Annotated in this window: 16 protein-coding genes; 5 read left to right on the top strand and 11 right to left on the bottom strand. The window is 36.3% G+C overall.

Annotated elements, in window-relative coordinates; all coding sequences use genetic code 11:
- Positions 1–29: 29 nt before the first annotated feature.
- Positions 30–3,203, top strand: a complete 3,174-nt coding sequence (locus tag IHE43_RS03015) for an efflux RND transporter permease subunit (protein ID WP_192186614.1) — start codon at positions 30–32, stop codon at positions 3,201–3,203.
- Positions 3,196–4,563 (top strand): efflux transporter outer membrane subunit, encoded by a 1,368-nt coding sequence (locus IHE43_RS03010; RefSeq protein ID WP_192186613.1) that lies wholly within the window; start codon positions 3,196–3,198, stop codon positions 4,561–4,563. Before IHE43_RS03015 ends, IHE43_RS03010 begins: the two co-directional genes overlap by 8 nt.
- 131 nt (positions 4,564–4,694) lie before the next feature.
- On the opposite strand, the gene IHE43_RS03005 is transcribed toward IHE43_RS03010, so the two are convergent.
- From IHE43_RS03005 to IHE43_RS02980, 6 genes are all read right to left on the bottom strand, one after another.
- Positions 4,695–5,105, bottom strand: coding sequence for a BrxA/BrxB family bacilliredoxin (locus IHE43_RS03005; protein WP_041520378.1), 411 nt, complete (start codon positions 5,103–5,105; stop codon positions 4,695–4,697).
- A 161-nt stretch (positions 5,106–5,266) separates the two neighbouring features.
- Positions 5,267–6,430 carry a lycopene cyclase family protein gene (locus IHE43_RS03000; RefSeq protein WP_192186612.1) on the bottom strand — a complete coding sequence of 388 codons (1,164 nt, stop codon included), beginning with the start codon at positions 6,428–6,430 and terminating at the stop codon, positions 5,267–5,269.
- An 18-nt stretch (positions 6,431–6,448) separates the two neighbouring features.
- Positions 6,449–6,913 carry a thioredoxin fold domain-containing protein gene (locus tag IHE43_RS02995; RefSeq protein ID WP_192186611.1) on the bottom strand — a complete coding sequence of 155 codons (465 nt, stop codon included), beginning with the start codon at positions 6,911–6,913 and terminating at the stop codon, positions 6,449–6,451.
- Between the two features lie 129 nt (positions 6,914–7,042).
- A complete protein-coding gene (locus IHE43_RS02990) occupies positions 7,043–9,304 on the bottom strand; it encodes a TonB-dependent receptor (protein WP_192186610.1) in 2,262 nt (753 codons plus the stop codon).
- A 278-nt stretch (positions 9,305–9,582) separates the two neighbouring features.
- Positions 9,583–10,497 carry an NAD(P)/FAD-dependent oxidoreductase gene (locus IHE43_RS02985; RefSeq protein WP_192186609.1) on the bottom strand — a complete coding sequence of 305 codons (915 nt, stop codon included), beginning with the start codon at positions 10,495–10,497 and terminating at the stop codon, positions 9,583–9,585.
- Positions 10,498–10,508: 11 nt separating this feature from the next.
- The gene (locus IHE43_RS02980) at positions 10,509–10,862 is read right to left on the bottom strand and encodes a MerC family mercury resistance protein (protein WP_192186608.1); all 354 of its coding nucleotides are present in this window, start codon (positions 10,860–10,862) and stop codon (positions 10,509–10,511) included.
- Positions 10,863–10,956: 94 nt separating this feature from the next.
- On the opposite strand from IHE43_RS02980, the gene IHE43_RS02975 reads away from it, so the two are divergent.
- The 3 genes from IHE43_RS02975 (at position 10,957) to IHE43_RS02965 (ending at position 14,038) form a co-directional block, all read left to right on the top strand.
- Complete coding sequence (locus IHE43_RS02975) at positions 10,957–11,349, top strand: Fur family transcriptional regulator (RefSeq protein ID WP_082564384.1); 393 nt, start codon at positions 10,957–10,959, stop codon at positions 11,347–11,349.
- 74 nt (positions 11,350–11,423) lie between these two features.
- On the top strand, positions 11,424–13,292 hold the full coding sequence (locus IHE43_RS02970) for an Nramp family divalent metal transporter (protein WP_192186607.1): 1,869 nt from the start codon (positions 11,424–11,426) through the stop codon (positions 13,290–13,292).
- Positions 13,293–13,384: 92 nt separating this feature from the next.
- A complete protein-coding gene (locus IHE43_RS02965; protein ID WP_192186606.1) occupies positions 13,385–14,038 on the top strand; it encodes a metal-dependent transcriptional regulator in 654 nt (217 codons plus the stop codon).
- A 371-nt stretch (positions 14,039–14,409) separates the two neighbouring features.
- Here IHE43_RS02965 and IHE43_RS02960 read toward each other — a convergent pair whose 3' ends face one another.
- The 5 genes from IHE43_RS02960 to hemH all read right to left on the bottom strand — a co-directional run bounded on the left by IHE43_RS02960 (position 14,410) and on the right by hemH (position 18,868).
- On the bottom strand, positions 14,410–14,811 hold the full coding sequence (locus IHE43_RS02960; protein ID WP_192186605.1) for a hypothetical protein: 402 nt from the start codon (positions 14,809–14,811) through the stop codon (positions 14,410–14,412).
- 116 nt (positions 14,812–14,927) lie between these two features.
- Positions 14,928–15,710 (bottom strand): enoyl-CoA hydratase/isomerase family protein, encoded by a 783-nt coding sequence (locus IHE43_RS02955; protein ID WP_192186604.1) that lies wholly within the window; start codon positions 15,708–15,710, stop codon positions 14,928–14,930.
- 10 nt (positions 15,711–15,720) lie between these two features.
- Positions 15,721–17,136 carry a PAS domain-containing sensor histidine kinase gene (locus tag IHE43_RS02950; protein WP_192188144.1) on the bottom strand — a complete coding sequence of 472 codons (1,416 nt, stop codon included), beginning with the start codon at positions 17,134–17,136 and terminating at the stop codon, positions 15,721–15,723.
- Positions 17,137–17,269: 133 nt separating this feature from the next.
- Positions 17,270–17,818 (bottom strand): CopD family protein, encoded by a 549-nt coding sequence (locus tag IHE43_RS02945; protein ID WP_192186603.1) that lies wholly within the window; start codon positions 17,816–17,818, stop codon positions 17,270–17,272.
- Positions 17,819–17,854: 36 nt separating this feature from the next.
- Positions 17,855–18,868, bottom strand: coding sequence for a ferrochelatase (gene hemH / locus IHE43_RS02940; protein WP_192186602.1), 1,014 nt, complete (start codon positions 18,866–18,868; stop codon positions 17,855–17,857).
- Between the last annotated feature and the right edge of the window lie 83 nt (positions 18,869–18,951).

Genomic DNA, 18,951 nt, shown 5'->3' with positions numbered 1-18,951 from the left:
TGCTAACTTAATAATTTACAAACATCATTATGGGAGAATTTTTTGTTAGAAGACCAATCGTAGCCATGGTAATCAGTATCATTATTGTGATACTAGGATTACTTGCATTACAAAAAACGCCAATATCACAATATCCAGATATCAATCCGCCTGTAGTGAAAATCACAACTTCTTTTACAGGGGCAAATGCCTTAAATGTTGAGCAGGCTGTTGCAACACCAATTGAGCAAAAGGTAAATGGAGTTGAGCAAATGCTTTATATAAAATCAACCAACACATCTGACGGAGCTTGTACCATTGAAGTAACTTTTGATGTAGGAACCAATTTGGATAATGCCAATATGCTGACTCAAAACCGTCAGGCACAATCGGCTCCATTTATGCCGCCAAGTGTAAAACAACAGGGAGTCGTGGTAAAAAAATCACTCTCATTCCCAATGATGTTGTTTACACTTACCTCAACAAATCCAAAATACGATTCAAAATTTCTGAATAACTATGCGAATATCAACATAGTAGATCAATTGGCACGTATCAAAGGTGTTGGTGAAGTTTCACTTTTTGGAGGAAGTGATTATTCGATGAGAGTTTGGCTCAAGGCCGATGTTATGAGCAAACTTGGCGTAACCGTCGATGATGTAAAAAATGCCCTGAATGCACAAAACATGATTAGTCCCGGTGGAAAATTTGGCGCAGAACCAACGCCGCCAGGAACAGATTTTACCTATGGAGTTACACTACAGGATCGTTTGGTTACTGAAAAACAGTTTGGTCAAATTGTAGTCAAAAGTAAATCAGATGGTGCACAGGTATTACTAAGCGACATTTCCAGAATTGAATTAGGAACAGAAAACTATAGTTCAAGCGCCCGAAGAAACGGAAATGCAACAGCAGCAATTACCGTATTCCAAATGCCGGGAAGTAATGCTTTAGAAGTAGCAACTCTTGCCAAAGAGGCGATGAAAAAAATGTCTGAAAAGTTTCCGAAAGACGTAGTTTATCAGGAATCACTAGATACAACACTTGCGATTACTGCTGGTGTTGAAGATATTGTTCACACACTCTTTGAGGCCGTTATTCTGGTTATTCTGGTGGTGTTTATATTTCTACAAAACTGGCGTGCAACCTTGATTCCATTAATCACAGTTCCGGTATCTTTAATTGGTACAATAGCTGTTTTCCCATTGTTAGGTTTTTCAATAAACACTTTATCATTATTAGGATTAGTACTTGCAATTGGAATTGTGGTTGATGATGCCATCGTTGTTGTTGAAGCCGTAATGCATCATATCGAACATGGTAAATCTCCAAAAGACGCAACCATACAAGCGATGCGGGAAGTTTCAGGACCTGTAATTGCAATTGCACTGATTTTGATTGCGGTATTTGTACCGGTTGCGATGACGCCAGGAATTACAGGTCGTTTTTACCAACAATTTGCCATAACGATCGCAGTCTCGGTCGCCTTCTCGGCTTTTAGTGCGTTGTCCTTAAGTCCCGCACTCTGTGCCATGTTATTAAAACCCACAAAACCAGTGGATCAGCAAACAGGCTGGCTAGCTAAATTTTTTACTGGATTCAACAGAATTTTCGAAAAAGTTACTGGCGGATATATAAAGGGAGCTACTTTTTTTGCCAAAAAATCATTGCGCATTGTCTCCTTATTGGTTATAATTTTACTTGCTGTTGTATTATTGGGCAAAAAAATCCCACTAGGATTTATTCCTGAAGAAGATCAGGGTTATGCGTTGGTCAACATTGCCTTGCCTCCTGCTTCATCACTTCAGCGTACCGATGAAATTTCAAGAAAAGTAGATGGGTTTTTAAAAGAAGAAGAATCAATACTTTCTTATACTACGATTAATGGATTTAGTATGCTTACCAATTCTTACCAACCTAATAATGCGTTTGTTTTTATCTCGCTAAAACCTTGGGAAGAAAGAGCTGAAACGGCAAAACAACTGGTTGATCGATTAAATAAAAAACTATCCACACAAATTACCACGGCAACTGCTTTTGCTTTTGGTCCACCAGCCATTCAAGGTTTAGGAGCATCTGCAGGTTTTAGTTTGATGTTACAGGACAGGGGCGGGAATACACCACAGTATCTTGCGCAACAAACTCAAGCCTTTATTGCCGCAGCTCAAAAACGCCCGGAAATAAAAAGGATTTATACCACATTTAATGCAGGAACACCTCAGATAAAGCTGGACATTGACAATGAAAAAGCTATGAAACTTGGCGTTCCGGTTTCTAGGGTTACCGAAGTATTAGGTGCCTTTTTAGGAGGAACTTATGTGAATGATTTCAACCGTTTTGGTCGTCAGTACAAAGTATATCTCCAAGGTGAAGCCGTTGACCGATTAAAACCTGAAAATTTAAATAAGATTTATGTCAGAAATGATAATGGAGACATGTTGCCGATATCAACTCTGGTAACCGCTACCAAAGTCGCAGGTCCTGATTTTACCAATCGTCTTAATTTATTCCGATCAGCAGAAATTGGAGGAAGCCCTAATGACGGCTTCAGTAGCGCACAAGCTCTGGATGCTTTGGAAGAAGTAGCCAAGGAAACTTTACCCGCCGATATGAGCTACGATTACATCAACCTTTCGTATCAGGAGAAACATTCTCCCGGTGGAGGAACTGTATTTTTGATGGCGTTGGTATTTGTGTTTTTAATTCTTGCTGCACAATACGAAAGCTGGAAACTACCTTTTAGCGTATTACTCGGAGCACCTTTTGCGGTTTTTGGAGCCTTCTTAGGATTATTCCTCGCAAGAATTGGAAGTGACGCTTACGTAAACAATGTATTTGCGCAAATTGGTTTGGTTCTCTTAATTGGATTAGTAGCCAAAAACGCCATTCTTATTGTGGAGTTCGCCAAAGAAGAATATGAAAAAGGAAAACCGCTTTACGAATCAGCTATGACTGCAGCTAAGCTTCGTTTTCGACCAATTTTGATGACTGCTTTTGCTTTTATTCTTGGAGTTGTACCATTACTTACCGCAACAGGTGCCGGTTCTCAGGCACGTATCGTAATGGGAATGGCGGTATTCAGCGGTATGTTAATCGCCACAGTATTAGGTGTATTAATTGTACCAGGTCTATTTGTAATGATTGAAAACATCGGAAAAAAGAAAGATGATACAACTCTGACTGAAGGACATAATGTGGAATCAAATACTTCTGACCATGATTAAGAGACATAAAATAATCTTTGTTATATTTATTCTCATCCTATTCCCTTTGGGCTGTATGGTGGGGCCAAAATATAGCAAACCTGAACAGCAAAAATCAGATTCTTATAAAAATGAAAGAAACTTAGACAGTCTGGCGAACGTAACCAATTTAAAATGGTTTGATCTGTTTAATGATGATGTTTTAAAAGACCTGATAAAAAAAGGACTGGAAAACAATTATGATCTAAAAATCGCAGTTTCCAGAATCGATCAGCTTCGTGCTGAATTAGGTTATGCGAAAGCCGATTTGTTCCCTACTTTTCAATATGGAGCAACTATAAACAGCAACGAGAAAAACTTTACACCCTCAAATGTTGGAGCAAGTATGTCATGGGAACTTGATTTTTGGGGAAAATATCGTCATGAAAACAATGCTGTTCAAAACGAACTCCTGGCTACTGAAGAAGCCCGTAAAGTGGTGCTTTCTGAAATTGTAACCAATATCGCCGTCGCCTACTTTCAAATGCGAAATCTGGATGAACAGCTGGAAATTACAAAGTCAACACTTTCTACCAGAGAGAAATACTATGATATTATAAATCAAAGATTTAAAAATGGTTATATCTCAGAAGTAGATAAGGTACAAATTGAGCAGCAGGTTGCAATTGCCGAAGCTGCAATTCCAAACATTCAAAGACAAATAACGTATCAGGAAAATACAATTGCATTGCTTACTGGTCAGCTTCCTACTGAAATTCCCCGAGGGAAAAGCAATACAGAACTGCGAATTGTCAGTGAAATTCCACTTTCGCTTCCATCAGCCTTGTTAGAAAACAGACCTGATGTGAAAGCTGCAGAATTAAGATACAAAGCAGCAAATGAAAGAATTGGTGTAGCTCAGGCAATGCGTTTTCCGTCTTTAAATCTGGCTGCAATTGCCGGATTTGCAAGTGCTGATTTAAGCAATTTATTTCTGGGAAGTTCTTATTCGCAAAATGCATCTGCTGGAATTGCAGGCCCAATTTTTGCCTTTGGAAAAAACAAAAGGAGAGTTGAAATCAACAGACAACAAGCGGAACAATTCAAATTTATATATCAAAAAACCTATATTGGCGCTGTGTCTGAAGTAGAACAATCCATACAAAACATCAGAACGTATAAAGAAGAATGGAAAGCCAGAAACAGACAAGTTCAGGCTGCTCTTATAAACTTTAATCTTTCCCGCGAAAGATATGACAGCGGCTACGTTTCTTACTTGGAAGTTTTAGATGTAGAAACCAATTTGTTTAATGCACAATTAAGCCTGGCACAATTATCTGAGAGACAATTAAGTTCAATGGTTGAGTTATACAAAGCACTTGGCGGGGGATGGAGCTTATGAGGCTCAAAGGCACAGAGAGGCAAAAACTCAAAGGTTTCTCAGCATATTATAAAAAACAAAAAAAGCACTATTTTCATAGTGCTTTTTTAACCTCTGTACCTCTGTACCTTTGTCTCTTTGAACCTAGCGAATTAGCAGAATTCATTAAACGCATCTTGCAAATTCTCAGCGATTAATTCAGCTGGGCGGCCTTCGATGTGGTGACGCTCTAACATGTGAACCAATTCTCCGTTTTTGAACAAAGCCATAGATGGCGATGATGGAGGAAAAGGAAACATATGTTGTCTTGCAGCATCAACAGCTTCTTTGTCAACACCAGCAAAAACTGTAATTAAGTGATCTGGTTTTTTAGCGCCTTCTAAACTCATTTTTGCTCCCGGACGTGCGTTTCTTGCAGCACAACCACAAACAGAGTTTACAACAACTAAAGTGGTACCTTCAGCTTTGATAGCATTATCTACAGCTTCAGCACTATGTAAATCTTGAAAACCTGCAGCAGTCAATTCAGCTTGCATTGGTTTTACCATTTCTTCTGGATACATATTTTTGATTTTTAAATTTTACTTTTGAACTGCAAAGTTACAAAGTTTACTCGCAACTACTTAATTTGAAGTATAAAGTTTTGTTATAGTTCGATTGGAAAAGTCGAAAGTTTTAAAGTAGGAAAGTCGAAAGTCAGAATCAGAGCTTTATAAATTCATTCCTATTTGAATAAAACTCGAAACAAAGCTTTAATAAATGGCATTTTTGGACACTTTAAAATAACTTTAGCATCTTCAAACAAACTAGTTTCTTCATCCAAAAATTTAAAAATTAACTTCGTATTTCCTTTTCGGAATAAAGAAGAAAAAATACCGCTTCCCAATTCATTATGACGGTACAGTATATTCAAAAGCAGTAAATCATAAAACCAAAATCGGTTCTTTTTATGAAAGGTTGTCATGCTAAGCGAAGTCGAAGAATGAAGAAATTCTACTAATTCCGAAGATTTTTTATCCGAATTTCTAAATGTATAACCGGTACTTCCTTTGGTCCATCCGCCGGCAGTTCCAATATTCAGGACTCTTTTGGTGTTTTTCTTCCAAAAAGGATGTGAAGTCATTGGAATACTTCCCTGCTCCTTTTCCAGAATTTCAAATTTATCAGCCCCGAGTTTCTTAAGATAAAGCTGAATCTCATTTTCATATTCTTCTTTCAGCAGAAGCTTTTCAGAAAACAGTGTATATTCAATCAAAGCTTCCGTTTTAGATGTTGGCAAAACATACATAAATCTTGTATTCCCTCTTTGTTCAACTGAAAAATCCATAAATGTCGCTTGTTCAGGATTGAAAATCTCTTCTTCAGTTTTCACAAACCAACCCACAAAATGCTGTTGCAAAACCGGATATTTTGTTTGTCTTTCGAAGAAAGCCTTGGTATAAATACTGTTGAATAAATAGTCACAAGTATATCTGTTTTCCTCGGTACCAACAAAAACATGAGTTTCGAGTTCATTTATATCGGTTACTTTTTCCTTTAAAAAAGTAATGTTAGATTCTTTAGAAATGGCTTCAAAAACAAAGTTATAAAAATCAATTCCCCGAATTTGATTGTATTGATAAGGCGTTAAGTCCAAATCTCTTTTGAAATCTTCATTGGCAAACAAAGCCACATCCCATTTTTTGGAGATGATCGAATCCCAGACTGTATCTTCTTTTGCCCAAAAACACCAGGTTCTGTCATTGGTTTTCTTTTGATTTTCATCTAAAAGCAAAATAGATTGATCAGCAAATCTCCCGGATAAAACCATTTTGTAAACGGTCATCAAAGAAGCCAAGCCCGATCCGGTAAAAACGTAGTTGAAATGTTTTATTTGCGAAGAATTCATTCTCAAAAATAAGGAATTTTATTCTTTCAACTTTTCTAAAAGAAGTTTAAAATCTTTTGGACTTAGATAATTATTGTATTGCAGAATGATTTCGTTTTTCTCATTCAAAACACATAAAACCGGATAAACAATTTGGTTGTTCATTGTTCCGAGTTGCAACGCTAATTCATGAATACCAACATTATTTCCGGAAGGCTGATATTTAAACAGCTGATCATTAAATTTGATATCGCGTTTTTCCTCGGCATTAAAATCAATAAGATAGAAATCCGAATTCAAACTTTGAATAATTTCCGGATTTTTAAAAGTTGTACTTTTCATTTTTTGGCAATACTGACACCAATCGGTATGAATAAAAACGATTATTTTCCGCTTTTGAATTTGCTGTAAACTATCCATTGCTTCAAAGGATCTGCTTTGAAGTTGGCAGAATCCATTTGAAGTAATTCCAAAAAAGAAGATAAGTATTGCTAGCTTTTTCATTCGTTTTTTTCTTTTGCCACAGATTTCACAGATTAAAAGGATTATTTTAAAAAAGGTTTGCCACTAATTACACCAATTTTTACGAATTCAATTTGTGCTAATTCATGCAATTCGTGGCATAAAACATTTTTATCTCAAAGTATATCGCAACCCAAAAAACCCACGAATCGACTGGTTTTGCCCATAAACATAAGTTGTATCAAAAGTCAAGCCGTACGGATTATCTGGTGTTACTAAAACTTTTCCAGCCGAATCATATTGTACATTTTTATCAAAAGGATCTTTCGTTCTCGAAATCAAAAACGGATTCTTCTGCATTGGTGTAAAATTCAACAGATTCTTAATGCCGCCATAAAGCTCAAAATTCTTCCATCCAAAATAGGTAAATTGAATATTCTGAATACTAAACCAAGGGGATTTCGGACTTCTTGGATCTAATTCGCTCAACAAAGGCAAATTCATCGGACTGTAAACATTTCCGGTATAATCCACCAATAAATTTAAGGATTCTATTTTATACGAAACACTCCAGGTTGCGGTAAAATTTTCCGTTAAAAAAGGTCTTTCTGAAATTCCGTTTTCTACATTTTTATTATCTAAAACAGTAGCTCCCAAAATCATTTTTAATCCCGAAGGAAAATTAACATCAACGTTCGTGCTGATTCCCTGGCTTATCGCATAACCATTGATATTATCATAGATGATTTTGTTCGGATCCGTTTCATAATCAGAAATGATTTTATTACTGAATCTGGTATAAAAAGCAGTCGTTTCAATTCCGATAAAAGTTCCGTTCCCAAAGTTTATTTTTTGAATGTAATTCAGATTCGCATTTACAGATTGCTCCGGTTTCAAGTCATTCTTAATTACAACATCGCGAGAACCTGTAAGGGCGGCGTGATCTTCGGTAAATAAATTCACGACACGAAATCCGGTTCCGGCATTCAATCTGAAAATCGTATTTTCATTTTTCTTCCATCGATAAGCGACTCTCGGCGTATAAATCGAACCATGAATCGAGTTATAATCATACCGCATTCCAAGCAAAACCTGACTTTTCGGTGAAAGCGTAATTTCATCCTGAACAAAAATTCCGGGCAGCCAGGTATTTTCCGCTTCTTTTGTCGCGGTTGTATTGTCGTCATAATACGAATAACGATTCGCAATTCCGGCAAGCAAATCGTTTCTTCCAAGCTTTTTATCCCAGGTCAATTGTAAAAATCCAATTTTCTGATTCGCGATATAAGATGTTGTTCCATAACGACTATCCTGATAATGAACATTTCCGGAAAACGAAAGCATTAATTTTTCTTCAAAAGGCAACTGATAACTTCCAATTAATTCACCTCTTTTTGTGTATATGCTTTCTCCATAAATTTCGTCACCACCGCGGTATTTTTTCTCCCAACGCACATCTCCACCCCAACGATCTTCATACATTCCGCGAGCTGCGATGGTAAATAGTCTGTTATTATTTCGCAGAAAACTCCATTTATTAAAAACCGAAATTCGTTCAGACAAAGTAACGTCGGTAAAATTGTCTTTGTCTTTATCTATTACCTGATTATAACCGAAATAATTGATTCCTAAAAGTGTAGTCGATTTTTTGGTTGGATTGAATTTCATTCCCAAATCAACATTGGTTTCTAAGTAGGTTGTTGTAAAAACATCGGCAGCAAAAACCGGAGCATTCGTTGGGTTTTTAGTGATAATATTGATTAGACCACCAACTGCCTCACTTCCGTATAAAGACGAAGCCGGGCCTTTTACGATTTCAATTCGTTCAACCAACGAGTTGGGAATTCCCGATAATCCATAAACCGTTGAAAGACTGCTCACAATTGGCATTCCATCAATTAAAACCAAAGTATACGGTCCTTCCAAACCGTTGATGTGAATATCGCCCGTATTACAGACGCCACAATTAAGCTGTGGCCGAACGCCATTGATGTTTTGAAGTGCTTCGTAAATACTTGGTGTCGGGTTTTTCCTGAAGAAAACGGGTGAATAAACTTCAACCGGAACAGCACTTTCCAATCGTTTTACTGCTTTTAAAGTTCCGGAAACCACAACTTCATTAAGTTGATTTTCATTGTCAGTCAATTCAAAATCATACGATTGAATGGAATCTTTTATTACTTGAATTTTCTTTTTTAAAGTTTGAAACCCCATCTGAGAAACCTGAAGAGTGTAATTTCCAACAACAACATTTTCTAAGAAATAATAACCTAAACTATCCGTAACTGCTTTATGTTTCGTGCCTAATAAATGCACATTCGCGGCTTGTATTTTTCTTCCTTCGCCAGAAACAAAACCAGAAATAGTGGTACTTTCCTGCGCATAAGAAAATTGTAAAGTAAACAGAATCAATATTACTATTGAATTTTTCATTATTGTAAAATTAAATTTAGACAAAACTAAAAATTAAATTTGATAAATAATGATTCTAAAACTAAAAATTTTAAATCAATTTAAATCAATATGTTAGATTTTTGTTTTTATCTCTGCTTGAATAGTGCCCAGCTTTAGCTGGATGAAGATATAGCGAAAACAAAAAGGGGCTTTAGCCAAATCTGCAAAATTTGGCTAAAGCCCCTTTTTCAATTAGCACGTTACTTCCCTAGCTGAAGCTAGGGGCTACACAAAAAACTTACTAAATCCGACAAGTTTCAAATATTAAAAACTTCATCAATAAGTTCTTTATTGATAGAAGCACCCGCAAATGAGCCTGAAGAAACCGCCATCGCCACAGATCTTGCCTGAATGACACAATCACCACTTGCATAAACTCCGGGAATACTTGTTTTCTGCATTATATCAACTTTGATCAAGCCTTGTTCTGTCAATTCACAACCTAAAGATTCCGGCAAAGAACAATGTTGTTTGAACGGAGGCCTGAAATAAATCGCTTTAACGGCCGCTTTTGATTGGTTTTTAAAGACTACTTGTTTAATATTTCCGTTTTCATGTTCTAAAGATTCAATTTCGTCTTCAATGATTTCGATTTCATGCTTTTGAAGAATTTTCCTTTGTTCCGATGTCAAAGTTGATTTTCCATTGGTCAGCAATCTTAAATCTTTTGTCCAATTCGAAATCAGTTTTGCATATTCAAAAGCCATTTCGCCATTAGCAATAATAGCTGTTTTCTCCGTTTTAACCTCATAACCATGGCAATACGGACAATGTAATACTGAAATTCCCCAGCATTCGGCTAAACCTTTAATTTTCGGAAGCAGATCTTTTACTCCAGTTGCAAATAATACTTTTTTAGAGGTAAAAATTTCACCTGAGTCTGTTTTGATTTCGAAACCTTCTTTGGTTGTATTAGCCTGGATAGCAAGTCCGTTAAAAAACTGAACTGTTTTATAAAAGTCTACTTGTAATCTGGCTGTCGCCGAAATGACAGCCGGCACTTCACCATCCTGCGTAATAAAATTATGAGAGTGCGGCGTTTGTCTGTTGCAAGGCAAACCACTATCAATAACCAAAATCTGACGTAAGGAACGCCCTAAACTCATCGCCGCTGAAAGTCCGCTGTAACTTCCTCCCACAATGATTACCTCAAAATATTTTTGTTGTATCATAACTGTATTTATTAATGATTTTTACTCTTATGCGATTTATAATTAAGTAAATGCCCTATGATCATTCCGATTCCTCCAATAAAAATCAGATCGAGATGAATATCTAAAATGATTTCACTTAAAACACTGATCCAAATCAACATCATAGAAACAACCAAAATTGTGGCTATTAAAAGTCCCGATTTTTTTATAATTTTAAGAATTGCAAAAAGTCCAACCATAGCGAAAAGCAAATCAATAAAAGGATTGTGATTTAGTCCCAAAGGTAGAATGGTTAAAAGCGGAAAAAGCAAACAATGCACCAAACAAATCGTCGCGCTTGAAATTCCTAAAATATCATAAAAAGGTGTTGTAGTTTTCTTCATTTGATGTACATTTGCTTAATGCAATTTTGTTGCAAATATATACATAATAAATTAAACGCAACAATGTTGCGTTATTATTTTTTTATTTTAAAAAATGAAAACAACGAGAAACACCACAGCAAAGACGGCCGTTTTAGAGATTTTTGGGAAAACCAAAACTGCATTATCACACACCGAGATTTACAAACAAATAGAAAGTTTATGTGATCGCGTAACCGTTTATAGAATCTTAGACCGTCTGGTTAATGACGATATTGTCCATAAAATTGTCGACCTCGATGGAACAATTAAATACGCAAAATGCCATCATCATGCCCAGCGAGTTCACATTCATAATCACGCTCATTTCAGCTGTGAAAAGTGTCTCGAAATAACTTGTCTTGAAAATGTAAAGCCGAGTTATATTATTCCGCACAATTATAAAGTGAATGACATAAACTTTACATTGTCAGGAATATGTCCAAATTGTTTTAATTCTAACATATAAGATTTAGGCTCGTCTAAAAATATTGTTGCGCGAATGTAATTTTTATATACATTTGTTAAAACAACATTTTTAAAATGACCAAATCTTTAGAAGAAGTTAACCAATCGGTTGCAACAGAACATAAAAAAACAGGATTCCGTAAAATATTAGCCTTTTTAGGCCCCGCATATCTGGTAAGCGTTGGTTATATGGATCCCGGAAACTGGGCAACAGATATTGCGGGCGGAAGTCAGTTTGGCTATTCTTTACTTTGGGTTTTACTAATGAGTAACTTAATGGCTTTACTTCTTCAAAGTTTAAGTGCAAGACTCGGAATCGTAACACAACGAGACTTAGCCCAGGCTTCAAGGGAAACTTACTCTAAACTGATCAATTATATATTATATTTTTTAGCCGAAATTGCTATCGCCGCTTGTGATTTAGCCGAAGTTTTAGGAATGGCAATCGGAATAAATCTTCTTTTTGATATTCCGTTAATTGAAGGTGTTTTAATCACGGTTCTCGATACTTTTTTACTGCTTTTCCTAATTAATAAAGGCATCCGAAAAATGGAAGCTTTTATCATTGTTTTGGTTGCCATTATTGGATTCTCTTTCATTTTCGAAATGATTTTTGCTGAACCGGAACTTGACAAAGTAATTTATGGACTCGTTCCTTCAATACCAAGTTCTGCCGCTTTATATATTGCAATCGGTATTATCGGTGCAACTGTAATGCCGCACAATTTATATTTACATTCCTCTTTGGTACAAACGCGTAAATTTGACAGAACTCCAGCCGGAATCAAACAAGCGTTGAAGTATAATTTCATCGATTCTACAATCGCCTTAAATCTTGCCTTTTTTGTAAATGCCGCCATTTTAATTTTGGCTGCAGCTACATTTTATAGAAATGGAATGTTTGAAGTCGCAGAAATTCAGGATGCACACAAGTTTTTAGAACCGCTATTAGGAACCAAATGGGCACCTGTTTTATTTGCCGTTGCCCTGATTGCTGCTGGACAAAGCTCAACAGTAACGGGGACTTTAGCAGGACAAATAGTGATGGAAGGTTATTTGAATTTACGTATACAGCCTTGGGTTCGTCGTATTATTACCCGCTTAATTGCCATTGTTCCGGCTGTTATTGTGATTTTAATTTATGGTGAAAGCGTAACCGGAAAACTTTTAATTTTAAGTCAGGTTATTTTGAGCTTGCAATTAGGCTTTGCGATTATTCCGCTTATTCATTTTGTGAGCGATAAAACCAAAATGAAAGGTTTTCATATTTCTAAAACCACTCAGGTTGCAGCCTGGTTAATTGCTTTAATTATTGTTTCGTTGAATGCCAAATTGGTTTATGATGAGATCACTTCCTGGCTTGAAAATTCTAATCATCCCTTGTTTCTTTGGTTTACAGTTGTACCGCTTGCCTTTGGATTCTTAGGATTGCTTCTTTATATTGTATTCAAACCATTTATTGCAAGAGCGAAATCGAATATTGAGAATCATTCTCCACACCATTTAAAATTACAATACCAACCAAAAGAAACGTATACTAAGAAAAACATAGCAATTTCTGTCGATTTTTCTAAGGCCGACGAAGCAGCACTAAACAATGCATTTGAATTGGGCGGCATAAACGCACAATATACCTTAATTCATATTGTCGAAACGGTCGGTGCCTTAATGTACGGAGGAAATGTTGATGATCATGAAACCACTATCGACGAAAAATTATTATTAGAATATAAAGAAATGCTTTCGCAGAAGGGATTCAAGATAGAAACAGAACTTGGCTTTGGAAAACCTAACAGTGTGATTCCGAAGATTATCAACCAAGGAAATTTTGATATTTTAGTTATGGGAACCCACGGCCACACTGGAGTAAAAGATCTTCTTTTTGGCACAACCGTAGACAAATTGAGACATAAAATTTCGATACCTTTGTTGATTGTTAAATAAACTAGGCACAAAGGTCCAGAGTTACAAAGGGACAAAGGTTTCTGCTTTGAACCTCTGTCCCTTTGAGCCTTTGTCCCTTAAAAAGAAAAAAAATGACTTTCTCAGAAGAAAATTACCTTAAATCAATATATCATCTTACTGCTTCAAATGATACTGAAGTCAGCACTAACGCTATTGCGGAAATGATGGAAACCAAAGCTTCATCAGTTACAGATATGCTTAAAAAGCTGGCAGACAAAGATTTGGTAAATTATAAAAAATACCAGGGCGTTTCATTGACCGAAAACGGAAAATTGGCCGCTAAAATGATTGTTCGGAAACATCGTTTATGGGAAGTTTTTCTGGTAGAGAAACTAAACTTTAGCTGGGATGAGGTTCACGATATTGCCGAGCAATTAGAACACATCAAATCAGAGCAATTGATTAATCGTTTGGATGATTTTCTGGGAAATCCGACCGAAGATCCGCACGGTGACCCAATTCCGGATGCGAATGGCCGAATTGTGAAGATCGAAAAACAGCTTCTTTCAGAATTAACGGAACATCAAATTGGTGTTTGCGTGGGTGTAAAAGATACTTCTTCAGAGTTTTTGAAATATCTGGACAAACAGGAAATTGCTTTGGGATCTAAAATCGAGTTTCTTTCTAAAGAATCTTTCGATTTGTCGGTTAAAATTAAGATTGACGGAAGGGAATTATCTATTTCTAATAAAATTGCTTCTAACTTATTTGTAAAGCTTATTTAGAGGTTGTTTCACGGAGATTCACAAAGAATGACACAGAGATACACTAAGATTTTATAGTTTTTTTGATTTGGAAGGATAAATCCTTCCAAAAATACACAATATTGTCATTTCGACGAAGGAGAAATCTCCGCGAGAAGCTCGACAAAGATTGGATTATCGTTGCGGAGTCCGTGCGGAGATTTCTCCTTCGTCGAAATGACAAACTAGCCGATAAATTTTCTTTTGAAAACGAGATTTATAGCCCCGACAGTAGTGGAAATCCCTTTATGTTCGCTGCGGCGGACACAAAAGATTACTTCACTTTATTTTTATCTTAATTTGGAGTTCACTGAACTTCGTTTGTAACGGATAGCGGGATTAGTTCCTAAAAATTAAACAATCCCCTTTTCTATCATTTCCAACATTACCGGCGACGCGTTTTTAAATGTCGGCTCTTGTTCAATGATGCTTCCTGCATTTTTCTTGTTTACCTTGAATGTTACATCGTTATCCGTCGTAAACAAAAGTGCCGTCAAAAACGGATTTTTAATGTAAGTTCCTAAAACCATTAAAGCTTCATCTAAAGTGTGAATGCTTTCGATTTCTTCTGTTTTATAACGCGAAGTCAATGAAATGGAGAAAGTATTGTCTTCGTTTAAAACCAAACGAAAATAGATATTCTTAAGCTCAGTATCGCCCATTGTTTTAGCCAAAGTCAATTTTGCGAAAGTTCCGGCTTGAATACTTTCTTTAACGCGTTCGCAAAAAAGGGCAAATATAGGTTCGTATGACATATTGTAGTGTTTTATTTAACCGCAAAGTTCGCTAAGATTTACGCAAAGGACACAAGGAAATTTAAAAACTTAGCGAACCTTGCGTAAATCTTAGCGAACTTTGCGGTTAAGAAAAATTATTTCCCTGTAAATTCAGCTTTTCTTTTCTCTAAAAATGCTGTTGTTCCTTCTTTAAAATCCTGAGTTCCGAAACATTTTCCAAATGATTTTATTTCAGTTTCAAAACCATCTTTTCCGTCTTTAAAGTTCGCATTGATGGCTTTTATCGCTTTTCCGATAGCAAATGGAGCATTTTTAATGATTTTTTGAGCGATTCCGTTTGTAAAATCAAGAAGTTCAGCCTGAGGCACTACATGATTTACTAAACCGTATTGTTTAGCTTCTTCGGCAGAAATCATAGCAGCAGTCATAATCATTTCCATCGCACGGCCTTTACCTACTAATTGGGGTAAACGCTGTGTCCCGCCATAACCCGGAATCAATCCTAAAGTTACTTCCGGCAATCCCATTTTTGCATTATCTGAAGCTACTCTGAAATGACAGGCCATTGCCAACTCTAATCCGCCACCAAGAGCAAAACCATTAACGGCTGCAATTACTGGTTTCTTTAAATTTTCTATATAATCAAAAAGAGATTCTTGTCCTTCAGCTGCCAATTGCGCACCTTCAACTACTGTATAATTGGCAAATTCCGAAATATCAGCACCAGCCACAAAAGCTTTTTCGCCGCTTCCAGTCAGGATAATAACGCCAACCTCATCATTTTTACCTAATATTTTGATCGCTTTATTCAGATCGCTGATAGTTGCTTTGTTTAAAGCGTTCAGTTTTGTAGGTCTGTTTATGGTTACGGTAGCAATTTTTTCTTCAATAGAAATTAAAAGATTTTCGTAGTTCATGGTCGTGGTTTTATGAGTTTGTGATAGGCAAAGAAACAGTAAATGTGGTTCCTTTTCCGAAAGTTGATTCAAAGGTAATTGTTCCTTTGTAATTTTCGATGATGTTTTTTATAATTCCGAGTCCAAGACCCATTCCGCTGGTTTTGGTCGTAAACTTTGGTTCGAATATCCTGCCGATATCCAGTTTCTGAATTCCGATTCCGTTATCTTTAACTGCAATTTCAACCGTATTGTTTATACGTTTAACTGTGACCAAAATAGATTTATGAAATTGGCTTTCCGGAATCGCCTGTGTTGCATTTTTAACCAAATTGGTAATCACACGTATTAGTTGCGTACGGTCCATTTTGGAGATGATTTCCTCTTCTTCACTTTCAAAAACGATATAGTCTTCGTTGAAAATATCCAAAGCCAGTTCTACAACCTCAACAACATTAAGTGTTTCATTTTGCTGTGCCGGCATCGAAGCAAAATTTGAAAAAGCAGAAGCCACCGCCGTCATGGTGTCAATTTGCTGAATTAAAGTTTCCGAATAATCGTTTAATTTCTGTTTGACATCGGGTGCGGTCGGATCAAACTTGCGTTGAAAACTCTGTACGGTCAAACGCATTGGCGTAAGCGGATTTTTAATTTCGTGCGCGACCTGTTTAGCCATTTCGCGCCACGCTTCTTCACGTTCGCTTTGAGCCAGTTTTATGGCGCTGGTTTCGAGTTTGTCCACCATTCCGTTATAAGCTCTGATCAGGAAGTTAACTTCTTTGCTATTTGCCTCTAAAACAATCTTCTCATTTTTCTGATCTAAGTTTGTTTCTTCCAGTTTATCAGAAATGGTTTTAAGTGATTTTGTAATGTAAGTTGAAAGGAAATACGCCAAGGCAAAAGCCACAATCAGCATAAAGGAATATACCTGACTCAAACGAATCAGGAAAGTGTTCAACTCATTGTCGTAATATCCGTCATCTTCTAAATACGGGAGATTTAATATTCCGAGTGGTTTGAATTTTTCATCCTTAATCAAACTATAGGAAGATCTGTTTTTGACTCCATCGATAGTTTTAATATCCACAAAACGTTTTTCGATCGAAGACCGAACCAATTTCAGTATGTAATCCGGAACAGGAGGTGCTACTTTATCAACCGCAAAAGATTCTTTTGAAGATTTCAGCAGTTTTCCGTCAAGGCTGTAAATATTGATTTCAATTTTGTGAATTTGAGCCAATTCGTGGATTTTATCTTTAAAAATCAAATCTAAATTGGCTGTTTTTAAAGGATATGTTGTGGTAGAAAGCACGTAATTGATATGTTCTTTTACGGCATTTTCTTTACGCTCCAAACGTTCCTGATGGTATTCTTTGGCTTCATTTTTAAACTGAATAATCGAAATGGAAGCCAATAAAAAAGATGCCACAACAATCAATACAATCATCGAAAGGAATATCCTAACACGAAGAGAAAGCATCGACATTTTGAAGTTGTTAAACATATTTTTAGTTTTCAGTCGCAGTCGCAGTTTTCAGTGTCAGAGTGGAAACTGTGACACTGAAAACTGCGACTGACTATTATTTTTTCTCGCGAATTCTTTTATAAAATCGGAATCCCAGCATAATTAAAACCGAGAATAAAACAATTCCGATAACGCCGAAGATCCAGTTGATGGCACTTTTTAAAACTACCAGAAATACTACGGCAAATAGTATTATCGTTGCACCTTCATTCCATAAACGCATGAAATTGTTGGAATATTTTACCTCATCATTTTGCAATTGTTTGAAAATCTGATGGCATTTTAAATGATATAAATACAGCAAGAAAACAAAACACAATTTTACGTGCATCCATGGCATTTTAAGCCAGGCATTTCCTAAATCGGTAAAAAGTAACATCCAAAAAGCAAAAATACTGGCCAAAATTGCTGATGGCCAAGTAATAATATACCACAAACGGTAGGTCATTATTTTGTATTGCGCTTGTAAAATTTCCTTTTCAGGAGATGGTTTTTCGTTGGCTTCAATTTGATATACAAACAAACGCACAATATAAAACAACCCTGCAAACCAGGTTATTACAAAAATAAGATGTAATGATTTTAGATAATTGTAATATTCCATAAAGTCTATTTTCTTTACTCTTGCCTCTATTCTCTATTATTTAGCCCAATCGTTAATCCAATTACTCACAGTCTGACACCACTCATCATCATCATTCAAACACGGAATCGCTAAAAAGTCTTCTCCTCCTTTTGCTTCAAAATCTTCTTTGGCGCGCATTGCGATTTCTTCTAAAGTTTCTAAACAATCAGACACAAAAGCAGGCGTCACAACCGCTAATTTCTTGATTCCTTTTGCTGGCATGTTATCAATTTCAACATCTGTATAAGGTTCTAACCATTTGTCTCCCGCTAAACGCGATTGAAAAGTCAAGCTGTATTTATCTGCAGGAAGTCCTAATAATTTTACGACTTGTCTTGTTGTTTCATAACATTGATGGCGGTAACAAAAATCATGCGCCGGCGAAGGCGTGTTACAGCAAGAACCATCAATTTTGCAATGTGATTTGGTTACATCTGTTTTGCGGATATGACGCTCGGGAATTCCGTGATATGAGAATAATAAGTGATCGTAATCAAAACCAACTAAATGTTTTTGAATTGAATCGGCTAAATTCTTGATGTAATCTGGTTTGTTGTAAAACGCAGGAACATCTGTAAAAGTCATGTGTGGAAATTTCTTCTTACGAATTTCTTCTGCTTTCACTAAAATGGTCAAAGTCGAAGCCATTGCATATTGCGGATATAATGGAAAAAGCATTACTTCTGTAACTCCTTTTTCGTGCAATTCCTGCAGCCCTTTTTCAATAGTCATGCTTCCGTAGCGCATTGCCAAAGAAACAGGAACGTTTACCAAAGGCTGTACTTTTTTCTGCATTCTTTCCGAAAGGACTACTAACGGAGAACCTTCTTCCCACCAAATTTTCGCATAAGCGTGTGCTGATTCTTCGGGTCTTTTTCTTAGGATGATTCCACGAACTAAAAATGCTCTCAACAAATACGGAACATCGATCACGTATTTATCCATTAAAAATTCGTCTAAATACGGTTTTACATCTTTTGTAGTTGGACTTTCCGGAGATCCTAAGTTTACTAATAATACGCCTTTCATTTATTCTTTGCTTTAGGCTTTAAGCTTTAGGCTTTAAGCATTTTGTTATTTTAATTTTCGTCAAAAGTAGTTTTTGCTGCTTT

Source organism: Flavobacterium sp. MDT1-60, from assembly GCF_014844035.1.
Classification (GTDB): Bacteria; Bacteroidota; Bacteroidia; order Flavobacteriales; family Flavobacteriaceae; genus Flavobacterium.
This window is presented reverse-complemented; position numbering and strand designations above follow the sequence as displayed.

Excerpts from the sequence above, each read along its gene's own strand:
- IHE43_RS03005 (WP_041520378.1), bottom strand. The coding sequence starts at position 5,105 with ATGTATCCAGAAGAAATGGTAAAACCAATGCAAGCTGAATTGACTGCT.
- hemH (WP_192186602.1), bottom strand. The coding sequence starts at position 18,868 with ATGAAAGGCGTATTATTAGTAAACTTAGGATCTCCGGAAAGTCCAACT.
- IHE43_RS02960 (WP_192186605.1), bottom strand. The coding sequence starts at position 14,811 with ATGTCATACGAACCTATATTTGCCCTTTTTTGCGAACGCGTTAAAGAA.
- IHE43_RS02995 (WP_192186611.1), bottom strand. The coding sequence starts at position 6,913 with ATGAAAAAGCTAGCAATACTTATCTTCTTTTTTGGAATTACTTCAAAT.
- IHE43_RS02975 (WP_082564384.1), top strand. The coding sequence starts at position 10,957 with ATGAAAACAACGAGAAACACCACAGCAAAGACGGCCGTTTTAGAGATT.
- IHE43_RS02945 (WP_192186603.1), bottom strand. The coding sequence starts at position 17,818 with ATGGAATATTACAATTATCTAAAATCATTACATCTTATTTTTGTAATA.
- IHE43_RS03015 (WP_192186614.1), top strand. The coding sequence starts at position 30 with ATGGGAGAATTTTTTGTTAGAAGACCAATCGTAGCCATGGTAATCAGT.
- IHE43_RS02955 (WP_192186604.1), bottom strand. The coding sequence starts at position 15,710 with ATGAACTACGAAAATCTTTTAATTTCTATTGAAGAAAAAATTGCTACC.
- IHE43_RS02965 (WP_192186606.1), top strand. The coding sequence starts at position 13,385 with ATGACTTTCTCAGAAGAAAATTACCTTAAATCAATATATCATCTTACT.
- IHE43_RS03010 (WP_192186613.1), top strand. The coding sequence starts at position 3,196 with ATGATTAAGAGACATAAAATAATCTTTGTTATATTTATTCTCATCCTA.
- IHE43_RS02950 (WP_192188144.1), bottom strand. The coding sequence starts at position 17,136 with ATGATTGTATTGATTGTTGTGGCATCTTTTTTATTGGCTTCCATTTCG.
- IHE43_RS02990 (WP_192186610.1), bottom strand. The coding sequence starts at position 9,304 with ATGAAAAATTCAATAGTAATATTGATTCTGTTTACTTTACAATTTTCT.
- IHE43_RS03000 (WP_192186612.1), bottom strand. The coding sequence starts at position 6,430 with ATGAATTCTTCGCAAATAAAACATTTCAACTACGTTTTTACCGGATCG.
- IHE43_RS02985 (WP_192186609.1), bottom strand. The coding sequence starts at position 10,497 with ATGATACAACAAAAATATTTTGAGGTAATCATTGTGGGAGGAAGTTAC.
- IHE43_RS02980 (WP_192186608.1), bottom strand. The coding sequence starts at position 10,862 with ATGAAGAAAACTACAACACCTTTTTATGATATTTTAGGAATTTCAAGC.
- IHE43_RS02970 (WP_192186607.1), top strand. The coding sequence starts at position 11,424 with ATGACCAAATCTTTAGAAGAAGTTAACCAATCGGTTGCAACAGAACAT.